Raw genomic sequence first — 13,141 nt, 5'->3', positions numbered from 1 at the left:
TGTTTCCCCTTTGAATAATCTTCTGCTGTTATTCAACATTCCTACGGCACATTTTCCTCTGAATAAATCTACGCATTACCGTACAATTCCCCCCATATTGTTTCATGTAAGTTACCCGGAGAACGAATGGACAGACGATTTGTTCAATCCCACAAAGAAGCACGTTGGGCAGTATTCCTGACGTTAGCTTATCTTGTTGGTTGGCTGCTATGTGCCTATTTACCCAGTGATGCCGTTGGCTTAACGGGATTACCCCGCTGGTTTGAACTGGCTTGCCTGCTGCTACCCGCCTTATTTATCATCCTCTGCTGGTTGATGGTGAAGTTTATATTCAAGGAAATTCCGCTGGAGGATGTTGATGCAAAGTGAAGTGATTCTGCCTCTCGTGGGATATCTGGCATTGGTTTTCATACTGTCAATCTATGCCTATCGCCGTCGGCAAACAGGCGAATTCCTGAATGAGTATTTTCTCGGTAATCGTTCTATGGGGGGATTTGTACTGGCAATGACCATTACAGCCACCTATATCAGTGCCAGCTCATTTATCGGTGGCCCCGGCGCCGCCTATAAGTACGGGATCGGTTGGGTGTTGTTATCCCTGATCCAACTGCCAGCGATATGGCTCTCACTGAGCGTACTGGGGAAAAAATTTGCCATCCTCGCCCGTCGTTACAATGCGGTCACACTCAACGATATGCTGTATGCGCGCTATCAAAGTCGTTTTCTGGTCTGGTTTGCCAGCATAAGCCTGCTGGTTGCTTTTATCGGTGCAATGACAGTGCAATTCATTGGCGGGGCGCGTTTACTCGAAACTGCTGCGGGCATCCCTTACGATACCGGATTGCTGATTTTTGGTGTTTCGATAGCCCTGTATACCGCATTTGGCGGCTTTCGGGCCAGTGTCCTCAACGATGCCTTGCAAGGGTTGGTGATGCTGCTGGGAACTGTGTTACTGCTGACAGGCATTATCTACAAAGCCGGCGGGTTATCAACCGCAATCACCACTTTGCGTGCCATTGACCCGAATCTGGTCTCTCCTCATGGGGCGGATAATATCCTTACAGGACCATTTATGGCATCCTTCTGGGTATTGGTCTGCTTTGGCGTCATCGGGCTGCCACACACCGCTGTGCGTTGCATTTCCTACAAAGACAGCAAGGCGGTTCATCGCGGTATTATTCTCGGCACCATCGTCATGGCAATCCTGATGTTCGGCATGCACCTTGCCGGCGCTTTGGGGCGGGCGATCATTCCTGATCTGACCATTCCCGATCAAGTTATCCCAACCCTGATGATCACCGTACTGCCGCCTGTCGCCGCCGGAATTTTTTTGGCTGCGCCTATGGCCGCGATTATGTCCACGATTAATGCCCAACTGCTGCAATCTTCGGCCACCATCGTCAAGGATCTCTATTTAAACCTGTTTCCGCATCAGATCAGCCAAGAGAAAAAACTCTCGCGTATCTCCAGCTACTCCACCCTATTTTTAGGTGCATTACTGCTGTTGGCGGCATGGCGTCCACCTGAGATGATCATCTGGCTGAACCTGTTGGCATTTGGTGGATTGCAAGCCGTTTTCCTTTGGCCGCTGGTGCTGGGGTTATACTGGGAAAAAGCCAATGCCCACGGAGCAATCTGTTCAATGCTGATCGGTGCCACAAGCTATGCTCTGCTGGCAACGTTCAATATCCAGCTTCTCGGTTTCCATCCCATCGTGCCATCACTGTTGCTGAGTTTATTGGCATTCGGAATAGGCAATATGATGGGCCATAAACACACACAACAAACCGCTGCTTCTCAATAATCGCAGTGTGATTTTATCTCCACAAAAAGAGAATTTTTATGCCTTGGATACAATTAAGACTTAACACCACGGGACAACAAGCTGAAGCACTGGGTGATGAGCTAATGGAAAGTGGCGCAGTATCAGTCACTTTTCAAGATAGCCACGATACCCCGATTTTTGAGCCTCTGCCGGGTGAAACCCGTTTATGGGGCGATACCGATGTTATCGGCCTATATGATGCTGAAATGGATATGAAGGCGGTTGTAAGCCAACTGGAACAGCTTCCACAACTGGGCACGAACTTCATCCACAAAATTGAGCAGTTAGAAGATAAAGACTGGGAGCGCGAATGGATGGACAACTTCCACCCAATGCGTTTTGGCAAGCGTCTGTGGATTTGCCCTAGTTGGCGCGAAGTGCCAGAACCCGATGCCGTTAATGTCATGCTTGATCCGGGTTTGGCGTTCGGGACAGGGACTCACCCAACCACTTCACTGTGCCTGCAATGGCTTGATGGTTTGGATCTGGCGGGAAAAACCATTATCGACTTCGGTTGTGGTTCTGGCATCTTGGCTATCGCGGCCCTGAAATTGGGTGCAAAACACGCCATCGGTATTGATATCGACCCACAAGCCATCCAAGCCAGCCGGGATAACGCTGAACGTAACGGTGTATCTGACCAATTAACCCTCTATTTATCTAAAGATCAGCCTAAAGACCTCGAATGCGATATCGTCATTGCCAATATTCTGGCTGGTCCATTGCGTGAACTCGCCCCTGTTATCGGCTCACTGCCTAAATCTGGTGGATTATTGGGCTTGTCTGGCGTTCTGGCAAGTCAGGCAGAAGGGGTTGCCCAAGCCTATGACAATGAATTCATTATCGATCCGATAGCTGAACAAGAAGAATGGTGCCGCATCACAGGGATTAAAAAATAATCACTTAATGCCTATGGAAAAGCGAGATTATCCACTAAAATGATCACCCAGGAGGTCAATTGGTGATAATCCGCTCTCTTTGTGATTAGAAATATAAGTAATAATAAATTTCGTCAATAAAACGTAACTATATGTTATTTAAAGATAATTAACCATTTTTGAAAAAATCAACTGGAAAAAATCCGTTATAAATGTCGATTCGCTCAAAGTTTGGCCTTTCATATCTTGTGAAAAATGCGTAATATACGCGCCCTTAGTCACAGTTGACCACTCTTTCTTCGCCTATGCGTATCGGACAATACCAGTTGAAAAACTGTCTTATTGCGGCCCCTATGGCAGGCATAACAGATCGCCCGTTTCGATCTCTTTGCTATCACATGGGAGCAGGAATGACAGTCTCAGAAATGCTTTCTTCTAATCCTCAGGTTTGGAAGACGGATAAATCTCGGCTGCGTATGGTTCATAGCGACGAACCCGGAGTGCGTTCTGTACAAATTGCCGGTAGTGATCCCGATGAGATGGCGGCGGCGGCGAAAATCAACGTCGACAATGGCGCTCAAATCATCGATATCAATATGGGGTGTCCAGCCAAAAAAGTGAATCGCAAGCTGGCAGGCTCTGCATTACTGCGTTATCCAGAACTGGTTGAAAAAATCCTTTCTGCGGTAGTCAATGCGGTTGATGTGCCTGTTACTTTGAAGATTCGTACTGGATGGTCACCGGAAGAACGCAACTGTGTAGAAATTGCCCAATTGGCCGAGCGTTGTGGTATTCAGGCTCTTACGATACATGGCAGGACACGAGCTTGCCTGTTTAATGGCGAGGCTGAGTACGACAATATACGGACAGTTAAGCAGACTGTTGCCATACCAATTATTGCTAATGGCGACATTACTGACCCGCTAAAAGCCAGAGCAGTGCTTGAATACACTGGGGCTGATGCCCTAATGATAGGCCGCGCTGCTCAGGGAAGACCCTGGATCTTTCGGGAAATCCAGCATTATCTGGAAACAGGAGAACTGCTGTCACCGATGCCACTTGGCGACGTGCAGCGTTTAATGAACGAGCATGTACGAGAACTGCACGATTTTTACGGTCAAGGCAAAGGAGTTCGTATTGCACGTAAGCATGTATCTTGGTATCTCAAGGAACATGCTCCTGATGACCAGTTTCGGCGCACATTCAACGCCATTGAGGATGCCAGCGAACAGCTGGAGGCGTTGGAGGCATACTTCGAAAATTTTTGCGTAAATAAAGAAAAGAGCTGACAGAACTATGTTCGAACAACGCGTAAATTCTGATGTACTAACCGTTGCTACTGTAAATTCACAAGATCAGGTAACTCAAAAACCTCTGCGTGATTCAGTTAAACAAGCACTGAAGAACTATTTTGCTCAACTGAACGGTCAAGACGTTAATGACCTGTATGAGCTGGTACTGGCTGAAGTAGAACAGCCACTGTTGGACATGGTGATGCAGTACACCCGTGGCAACCAAACCCGCGCAGCACTGATGATGGGAATCAATCGTGGTACTCTGCGTAAGAAACTGAAAAAATACGGCATGAACTGATCCTAGTCCAGTAATTTGCTGTTTAAGAAGCACTTTCTCTTTTGGGAAAGTGCTTTTTTCTTTATAAGTACCCCACCAAATACCCCACGTAAAAATCCTCAGCATAAAAATTCACTGGAAAACATAGAGACAATACGTTGTACTGCCGCCTGTAATAGCCATGTTGCCCTTTTGCTACGGCGTCACTTTCAGCGGTAACCCTGCAAAAAGTGACGCCTTAAATCCCGCAAATGGTCAGCAAAAATAGTGCGAAAATTGATATGTCAGCAGGCACAGCAAAACGCTACAAAGTTAAGTGTCAAACGGTAGCAATGAGCTAATCTGACCCTATTTCTAATTTTTCCTCTTCTTTCATAACTACCGTAACGTTTTCGATAGGGTTTTCTGGAAATCCGGAGATGTTGCCACAAATCACCACCATTTATTTTATCTTTATAAATCAGTCTATAAATCGACTCATGGTGTAAGGATATGTTTTTATATTACCATTGCCTCAAGTGATCAATAACTTGTTCAGGGCTTAATTCTTTCCAGATTACCATTTTGTTATTTTTGGTGTAATTTTCTGGGCTTTCTTCGCAAAATGATGGCGATTCAACATATTAATATGAGACGGTTTAAGATATAGCAGAATCATATTAATATGGCATAATGTTTGCCTTCACATGACAAGGCATAAAATGAGATGGGTTACAGTCTAGATTTTCGAAAAAGAGTCCTGGCATACAAAGAAAAGCATTCGTTGACTTTTGAACAAACAAGTGTCCACTTTGATATCTCTATGCGCACCTTGTTTCGGTGGAGCCATAAAATAGAACCTTGTATGACGCGTGATAAACCTCCCACTAAAATCCGTGATGAGGTGCTCATCACGGATGTGCAAAATTTCCCTGATGATTATCAATGGGAAAGAGCAAAACGCTTAGGGGTCTCGCAGTCTGCTGTTCATTACGCGTTGAAACGGCTCAATATTACTTGTAAAAAAAACGCTAAAACACCCCAAAGCTGATCCTCAGGCTCGTCAAGCGTTTATCGCACGCATCAGCGACTATGAACAGGCGGGAAAACCGATTGTTTATTTGGATGAGAGCGGCTTTGCCCAGTCAATGCCCCGCCTGCACGGTTATTCAGAGAAAGGGCTGCGTTGTTTTGGTACACACAATTGGCACGCTAAAGGGCGTATTAATGTTATTGGCGCGATCATCGAAAAGACCTTCGTCACCGTGAGCTTGTTTGCCGGGAACATCAATGCGGATGTTTTTCATGCCTGGGTGACACAAGATTTGCTGCCAAAGCTTCCGGGTAACGCAGTGATAGTCATGGACAATGCCCCTTTCCATAAACGACATGACACGAAACAAGCGATAGCAGACAGCAGATGCCAACTGGAATGGCTCCCCCCTTACAGCCCGGATTTGAACCCCATCGAACCCAAATGGGCCGGAGCAAAAGCGATAAGAAGACGAGAAAGATGTCCAGTGGATGAGTTGTTTATGCAACACATTGATTATGCCAAATTATATTGATTCTGCTATACCTCCCTGACTTCTAATCAATTCTCGACTAATGGTTGACAGGATTCGCTTGAGTAATTTCGCAATAAGAAGCTGTGAAAAACTGTTTTTTTAAACTGGAAATCTGATATCGGTCAGTTGGGTATAATTTTCCTGTGGCGGGAAAGATATCTACTATAACAATTGACCACCCTTCTGAAAAATTGCACTTCTTAGTTGAACCCGCCACCCTAATGAATCTCTTTCTGCTTCAACCATTGCATAAAGCCTTCAATGAATACTTTTGTTTTTAACGGTAATAATCGTTGTGGAAGTGTCACTATATAAGCATTTCTCGGGTATAGATTATCAATTTTCCACTCAGGAAGCACTTTTTGTAGCTGCCCCTTAGAGAGATAAATACTAGCAATGAATGTCGGAATAAGGGCTATTCCCATTCCTTGAAGAATTGTATCTAACATTGCATCACTATTATTAATGATCAACCGTGGCGTTAAAGATACTCTGATAGACCCCCTTCCATTTCTGAAAGACCAACCACTATACATTTTTTGTTCATCAGGAAAAAAAATATTGTGTTCAATGAGTGAGCAAGGATCCTGAGGAAGTTTTTGATGATAGTTTATTGAACAAACAAGAACATAATCAATAGGCATTAATAACCTAGCAACCATATTTTCGGGAGGAGTTTCAGTTATACGTAATGCCAGATCAAACTGATCATGAGCAATATTCACAATATTGTCGGTAAGAAATAATTTCACATTAATATCACGATAATTCCTCAGAAAATCAGATAAAAATGGCGTAAGTAATATTTTCCCCAACGTGTTAGGTGCCGTTATCCTTAGAATCCCTCGAGGTATATTACTAAAATTTTCTGCCTGTGAAAATAAGTCATCAGTTGCAGAAATAACATTTAAAGCATAGTGATATATCTCCTGACCACACTCAGTTACTCGCAGTCTGCGTGTTGTTCGAATAAGAAGACGTTGCTTTAGTTGTATTTCAAGACGATCAATAATCCTGCTGACAGATGATGGAGACATAGACATCATCCGAGCTGTAGCAGAAAAACTTCCTGTTTCAACTGTCTTGATAAAGACAAATAGGGCTGGAATAAACCCAGTTAATTCATTTTTGTTCTTCATGCATAAGTCTTTTGCAGATGGAGCATCTGGTCAAATTATCATTTAATCTTATGATACTCAATCATCAAAACATATAATTATTAATAAAAACCCATATAATTAAATTGAGAGGCTTAACTATGAGTGCAGGAGCGGTAATACAGCGAATTAAAACCCATGATGTATTAAATGTTGGGGTAAGTCTTGGTTTCATTGGGTTATCTTTTCGTGAGGATCATAATTCCGATTGGGAAGGATTTGATATTGATTTAGCTAAAGCTGTTGCAATTGCTGTTTTAGGTAATAGCGAAAGAATTAACTTTATTCCACTACAGTCAGGTGATCGTTTTCAAGCATTAAAAGAAAATATCATTGATTTGGGGTGCTTCAACGCCAGTATAACTTTCCAACGCGAAATTATACATTATGTCAGTTTTGTTCACCCTATGCTGTTTGATGGTGAAATTTTAATGACACATATGGATAATCTAATAAATGCGGTACCTGAAGCTAAGGCAACTAAAAAACGTTGTATTGCAGCTATGAGAGGCTCTACGACACAGGAAAATCTAGAACGTTATTTTGGCGAATTAGGATTAAACTGTGAAGTTAAGCTCTTTGAATCTCCTAAACATGCACGAGAAGCCTATCAAAAAGGGATATGCAATATTTATTGTTTAGACTCATATTTACTTTCTGGAGAACGCATACAACTCGAAGAGAAAGAAAAACATATCTTGCTGAAAGATAGGATTTCTTTAGAAGCTATGTCACCAACAGTATCATCATATGATCCATTGTGGCACTCAGCAGTGAGTTGGGTTATGAAGTCTTTAGTTGAGGCAGAAAATTTGGGCTTAAACAAGCATAACATACATGAAAAATATAATATATCCACAGGATACCTAAACAGATTTCTCAAACCATCAAAAGAACTCTGCAATAAATTAGGTTTACAAGCAGAATTTACTTATAAAATAATAAGTGAAATTGGTAACTATGGTGAAATATTCGAACGTAATTTAGGAAAAAATTCTATTTTAAATCAAGAAAGAAGAAAAAACAAACCATGGGCAGAAGGTGGTATGCTTTACTCTCCATTATTTATCTAAAATTTAATCTATTATTAAATCAACAAGGGAGTTTTTGATGAGTAAAATAACTTTTGATAAACATCAGAAAATACTGTTATCTGGAAACCATGTTGATAACTTTGGTTATTTGGAGTGTATAGATGGAATTTTCGATATTGATATTGTGAAAAATATAATATTGAATGGTAATCATAAAGGAAACGTATTATATATAATACGTAATTATGCTGATAAGGATATATGTTCAAGAATCGCAAAATCTTTTGACAGAGAGGTAAAAAAAAGCGGTGGTAATCGACCAGATGATGGTTTTGTTCTAACTAATCAAATCGGTGCAACGCAATTTTCCCGAAACGGAGAACAATATGCAAAAGAAGTAAACTCTCTGAATCAGGAAATTATGAATTTACTTTCAAGCGTTAACCATTCTGAAGTTGATCATCTATTTTTTAATAAAATATTAGAAAAGATATTCCTTCAAGAAAATATTCATTTTGGGCCTGCAAGATTTAAAAGCTCATATTCATGCTTTGCAACTTTTCGGCGCTGGTTGGATAATGGGGTCATGTCTCTGATGCCTCACGAAGATAAAGCACAACTAAAATTTGCAGATATGGATAATTTTGAGATTGGAGCGGTTGAGACAGTGACTGCATATAATGTATGTTTAGAAGCTGCAACAGGTGGAGGTGAATTACAAATCTGGAACCTATCACCAGACGATGAGTGTAGAAAACGACTAGGTGTTACTGATACTGGTTATCCATATCCTCCCGAAATGTTAACTAATATTGAACGCCTGTCAGTCAAATTAAATGTTGGTGATATCTACTTCATGAATGCATGCTATTTACATGGAGTTAGTAGTGTTAATCAAGGACATAGATTAACTGCGGGACGTTTTATAGGGAAATTAAATGATCAAAAAGTAATATACTGGACATAAATAATTATATTAAATATGGAGTAGATTAAAATGACTAACTATATAAATCACCTTTCTTCAGAAGGTTACTCCTATATTCCAGGTGAATACTATACAAACTTAAATGAAATTAACAAATATATTAAAGATAATTATCTACAAGAATTAAGAAATGGGTATAATAACTTAACTTTGGATCCATATTCTTTAGGTAATCGCTGGAGAGGATACTCTCAATGTAAACAATTAGAAGACGGAACATTAATATTTGGTCATTTTACACCATATAAACAAACAAAAAAATATAATCCTGACACAGGAGATATTGTTCGAAATTATCCACTTTTACCTAAATCCATAACAGAAAATATTATTTTACAGTTTTTATTAAAAGATGACATTAGATTTATAGAAAAATATGGAAAAATTGGAAATTTAAATAATCTAACTATTGGAATTCATCTTTTTAGATATCAAGCAAAATTTGATTCACCGGCATACAGCTCTCCTGTCTGGTTACATAAAGATGATGAAGATGTTGTTTTCGTTCATTTAATTAACTCATCTTCCAATATGTTAGGCGGCGATAATCTTATTGCAAGTACTCCTAAAAAAATTGAAAGGGTGCTTCGTTTACAGAACCCTTTTGATACGCTAGTTGTCAACCATGATAAATACCATGCTGTAACTCCTGTTGGCTGCAGTATAAATGGAGAAATTGCAACAAGAGATATTATTTTAGTAACTTTCCAAAAAGTTAATGGGTAAGAAATATGAATTACGGAAAAATTATTGTGACAGGGAGTTCCAGTGGAATAGGCAAGGAGATAGTTAAAAAATTTCTTGATGACGGATATGATATTGAAGGTATAGATTTATCTGATAATGGAGCATTTTCACACCAAAACTATAAACATCATCAACTAGATGTGACTAAATTTCATCAACTAGAATATTTAATTAATAATATTGAGTATAGTAATGAAAATAATGTGCTAGTCAATTGTGCAGGTACTAGAGAAATCTGTCCTATTGATGAATTAACATTATCTCTGTGGGAAAAGATTTTCTCTGTTAATGTTACTGCCAGTTTTTTATCAGGTAAATCTTTTTGTCAAAATATTATCAAAAGAAAACTAAATGGTTGTGTGATAAATATAGCTTCAGTATCTGGATTATTAGGAGAGCCTAACCGTACTGCTTATGTATCATCTAAGCATGCAGTAATAGGGCTGACTAAACAATTAGCTTTAGAGTATGGCCGTTATAACGTCAGAGTCAATGCTATTGCCCCAGGGGTTATTAGAACTCCTTTAACTGAAAGTTACTATCATGACGAATTTCAGTTAGAAAAAATTTATAAGGGGCAGTTTCTACCCTCTCTGGGAATGCCTGAAGATGTAGCTCAAGCAGCCTCTTTTTTAGCATCAAAAGGTGCCAGTTTTATCACAGGATCAACATTAATTGTTGATGGAGGTTGGACAATCGGAAAAGATCTTTAGTTTATAGTAATTCTTATCTATCTTTTTTCATTAATTAGGAGGTGTTTATGCCTGAAGGATATATTTTAATTTTAGGTGGTGAGTTCTCTTTAAGAGAGCGTGTATTTGCAGGAGCACTACGAGCTTCTGGAGGAATGCGTATTATAACCATGGCTAAAAATCGAACAAACTCAGTTATCAAGTTTTTTGATGGTTACTTATCAGGAGATGTAGCTGATGCACAACAAGTGCTTAATAGAGTGGTAGAGCATGAAAAGGAAACTGGTGAAACTCCTGTAGCTGTTATTCCTATGAATGATTTCACAGTACGAGCTTCAGCACTCTTAACTGAGCATTATCATTTGTACGGGAATGATACAAAGGTTATTGAACGATGCCGCAATAAATATTTAATGAAAAAAATACTTAAAGAGGCCGGGCTCCCCGTCCCTGAGTTTGCAGAATTCCAAAAATTGGATGAACTGAAAAAACACATTTCTAATATTGGTCTTCCTGTAGTGATTAAACCAAGTGAAATGGCAGGTAGTTTAGGAGTGATTAAGATATCTCGTGAAGAAGATATAGAGTCTGCTTTTTCTCAGTGTGTGAAAGATGTTATCTCACTTAATGGTGAAGCTCATGCCCCTGAAGATCTTTTTCTGGTCGAGGAATATATAAATTCGATACAAGAAGTCAGCGTGGAAGTAATAAATCAAGGAGATTATCACGAAATATTAGCAGTAACTGATAAATATTTGGGTGATGAACCACATTTCGTAGAAATTGGACACAGCATGCCATCTGTTTATAGTGATGATCATGAACTAAGAAATATTGCTATTCGCGCCTGTGGAGCTTTAGGCATTAAGTTTGGGATTGCTCATTTTGAAGCACGAATTACCCCCGAAGGACACGTAAAAATTATTGAAGTAGGTGCTCGCACAGGTGGAGATACCATTATGGATCTCATTGAGAGAACATATGGTATCAATCCATATGAATTACATGTAAGTAGTCACCTAAATAAACTTAGCACTGATTCATTTATACTCTCCCCAAAAGGATTAAGTGCTGTTGCCTTTATAAAAGCAAAAGAAGGGATTATTGAGAAAGTAATATTACCTTCATCACTTCCTGAATATATTACGAATATGCAGGTAACTGCTAAACCATTGGATATTTCACATCCTCTAGTATCCTGGAAAACAAGAGAAGGATCCATTGAGTTTTTCTGGAAAAATCGTAAGCCAGAGAAAAATTTTAGAGAGCATGTTAATATTACCAAACAATATTCAGAATCATTATTTACGTTTAAACAATGAGTCATGAGCCGTAAATACGGCTCTATATTATCAGGTGGATACAATGAATAATAATGAGTTTGGCCTAAAACGTTTTATCTGCTCTCGCTTTCTTGGAACATTATGTGACCAATTTTTACTTTTTGCAGTACCACTAGCGATACTACAGGCTACGGGCTCATTAATGTTCGCTTCTTTAGCCTTTGTCATTGAATGGTTACCGCGTCTGATTTTTTTCCCCTTATCTGGATTTATTGCCGATCGGGTCAATCCCAAATCAATATTTTTTAATGTTGAAATTGGACGCACTTTACTAATGCTGATTGCATTTTTGGTGCTGTTTTTCTATCCCAATATGACCTTCCCTGTGTTAGCGATAATGATGGCACTACTCTCTATTGCTTATGTTCTCAATTTTGTATCGACAGAATCTCTCTTGCCACGAAATCTTCCTGCTGAAGAATTACCTAAAGCACTTTCTATGGTTCAAGGAGTTGATCAAATTACTCAGATCCTGGGGCCAACGCTAGCAGCTATTATATCTCTGTATGGTGGTATTCATGCCATATTGGTTGTTGCAGGAGGACTTTTTGCTATTTCAGCAATCAATTATCTTTTTCTTAAATCACGTACTGTCAATGTTAAAGATAAGCTAAGTTTCACGTCCTTGATTGACTCTAATAAGCTAGGAGCAAAAGTACTTTGGAAGAATAAGGTTCTTCTGCATCTGTGTGGATTAACATGGGTTGTTAATCTAGTATATGGTGCAGCCTTGGTAGTGAGTGCAGCGGTAATTCTCGAAGAATTTCATATGGCTGAACGCTATTTTGGTATTTTGCAATCTTCGGCAGCCATAGCAACAATTGTGGCTTTCTTTTTTGTTCCCCGATTTGTTAAGCGCTTTGGATTATCAACATTAGGAACAATTTCTTTTTGTGCAATGATCTTGGCTGGAATATTGATGACAGTTTCCGCCTATTATGTCATGTATCTTTTTGGCTACGTAATATTGATGGCTTTTGATGGTGTATTTAGCGTCTATTTACGATCCGTCAGAAGTCAAATAATTCCTCAAGAACACCTCGGAAAAACAACTGGCTTAATTGGACTAATGAATATGTCTTCTGTCCCTGCAAGTGGTGTTGCAGTCACATTTTTAGCCAGTTATTTCAGTCCACTGGAAATTATAGGGATTATTCTCTCATTCGCTTTTATTATAGGGATAGTTCTGATTATTCTGGGCCGTCGTGTTTTTGGGTATAAAAGTTGGCTACCGCCAGTGATCACTACCGAGTGAGTAAAAAGATCCCATTTTTGTGGGGGGTAATGACATACTTCTTTTTGTTCAAAGCACCAAATGCAATTCCACAACAACTCCCCCCTATCATTACTTGACTACA

General features: G+C 39.8%; 14 protein-coding genes and 1 pseudogene. 13 read left to right on the top strand and 2 right to left on the bottom strand.

All coding sequences use genetic code 11. The features are described 5' to 3' along the window. Nucleotides 1-126 precede the first annotated feature (126 nt). From Xmir_RS10130 to fis, 5 genes are all read left to right on the top strand, one after another. Nucleotides 127-369 carry a YhdT family protein gene (locus Xmir_RS10130; protein WP_099114249.1) on the top strand — a complete coding sequence of 81 codons (243 nt, stop codon included), beginning with the start codon at nt 127-129 and terminating at the stop codon, nt 367-369. Continuing rightward, on the top strand, nt 359-1,804 hold the full coding sequence (gene panF, locus Xmir_RS10125) for a sodium/pantothenate symporter (RefSeq protein WP_099114248.1): 1,446 nt from the start codon (nt 359-361) through the stop codon (nt 1,802-1,804). The genes Xmir_RS10130 and panF overlap by 11 nt, the downstream gene beginning before the upstream one ends. Before the next feature lie 38 nt (nt 1,805-1,842). Continuing rightward, entirely contained in the window at nt 1,843-2,724 is an 882-nt protein-coding gene (gene prmA / locus Xmir_RS10120; RefSeq protein WP_099114247.1) for a 50S ribosomal protein L11 methyltransferase, read from the top strand. A gap of 284 nt (nt 2,725-3,008) precedes the next feature. Next, the gene (gene dusB / locus Xmir_RS10115) at nt 3,009-3,992 is read left to right on the top strand and encodes a tRNA dihydrouridine synthase DusB (protein WP_099114246.1); all 984 of its coding nucleotides are present in this window, start codon (nt 3,009-3,011) and stop codon (nt 3,990-3,992) included. A 7-nt stretch (nt 3,993-3,999) separates the two neighbouring features. Continuing rightward, on the top strand, nt 4,000-4,296 hold the full coding sequence (fis, locus tag Xmir_RS10110; RefSeq protein WP_010847912.1) for a DNA-binding transcriptional regulator Fis: 297 nt from the start codon (nt 4,000-4,002) through the stop codon (nt 4,294-4,296). A 317-nt stretch (nt 4,297-4,613) separates the two neighbouring features. Here fis and Xmir_RS10105 read toward each other — a convergent pair. Next, a pseudogene (locus Xmir_RS10105) lies at nt 4,614-4,909 on the bottom strand (IS30 family transposase); the annotation flags it as partial. A gap of 72 nt (nt 4,910-4,981) precedes the next feature. Between Xmir_RS10105 and Xmir_RS10100 the strand changes: the two are divergent. Then, nucleotides 4,982-5,305, top strand: coding sequence for an IS630 transposase-related protein (locus Xmir_RS10100; protein ID WP_099114245.1), 324 nt, complete (start codon nt 4,982-4,984; stop codon nt 5,303-5,305). Further along, on the top strand, nt 5,265-5,822 hold the full coding sequence (locus tag Xmir_RS10095) for an IS630 family transposase (RefSeq protein ID WP_339373880.1): 558 nt from the start codon (nt 5,265-5,267) through the stop codon (nt 5,820-5,822). The genes Xmir_RS10100 and Xmir_RS10095 overlap by 41 nt, the downstream gene beginning before the upstream one ends. 218 nt (nt 5,823-6,040) lie before the next feature. Here Xmir_RS10095 and Xmir_RS10090 read toward each other — a convergent pair whose 3' ends face one another. Further along, nucleotides 6,041-6,961, bottom strand: a complete 921-nt coding sequence (locus Xmir_RS10090) for a LysR family transcriptional regulator (protein ID WP_099114243.1) — start codon at nt 6,959-6,961, stop codon at nt 6,041-6,043. Nucleotides 6,962-7,080: 119 nt separating this feature from the next. Here Xmir_RS10090 and Xmir_RS10085 point away from each other — a divergent pair, with 119 nt between their 5' ends. The 6 genes from Xmir_RS10085 to Xmir_RS10060 are packed head-to-tail and all read left to right on the top strand — an operon-like array spanning nt 7,081 to nt 13,038. Then, complete coding sequence (locus tag Xmir_RS10085) at nt 7,081-8,052, top strand: transporter substrate-binding domain-containing protein (protein ID WP_099114242.1); 972 nt, start codon at nt 7,081-7,083, stop codon at nt 8,050-8,052. A gap of 37 nt (nt 8,053-8,089) precedes the next feature. Beyond that, nucleotides 8,090-8,980 carry an L-isoleucine 3(1)-dioxygenase gene (hilA, locus tag Xmir_RS10080; RefSeq protein ID WP_099114241.1) on the top strand — a complete coding sequence of 297 codons (891 nt, stop codon included), beginning with the start codon at nt 8,090-8,092 and terminating at the stop codon, nt 8,978-8,980. Nucleotides 8,981-9,010: 30 nt separating this feature from the next. Beyond that, nucleotides 9,011-9,727 (top strand): 3(1)-hydroxy-L-isoleucine 4-dioxygenase HilB, encoded by a 717-nt coding sequence (hilB, locus tag Xmir_RS10075; RefSeq protein ID WP_099114240.1) that lies wholly within the window; start codon nt 9,011-9,013, stop codon nt 9,725-9,727. Between the two features lie 5 nt (nt 9,728-9,732). After that, nucleotides 9,733-10,461 carry an SDR family NAD(P)-dependent oxidoreductase gene (locus Xmir_RS10070; protein ID WP_099114239.1) on the top strand — a complete coding sequence of 243 codons (729 nt, stop codon included), beginning with the start codon at nt 9,733-9,735 and terminating at the stop codon, nt 10,459-10,461. Nucleotides 10,462-10,508: 47 nt separating this feature from the next. Continuing rightward, nucleotides 10,509-11,762, top strand: a complete 1,254-nt coding sequence (locus Xmir_RS10065; RefSeq protein ID WP_099114238.1) for an ATP-grasp domain-containing protein — start codon at nt 10,509-10,511, stop codon at nt 11,760-11,762. A 43-nt stretch (nt 11,763-11,805) separates the two neighbouring features. After that, nucleotides 11,806-13,038, top strand: coding sequence for an MFS transporter (locus Xmir_RS10060; RefSeq protein ID WP_099114237.1), 1,233 nt, complete (start codon nt 11,806-11,808; stop codon nt 13,036-13,038). Nucleotides 13,039-13,141: the final 103 nt, after the last annotated feature.

This window comes from Xenorhabdus miraniensis (assembly GCF_002632615.1).
This window is presented reverse-complemented; position numbering and strand designations above follow the sequence as displayed.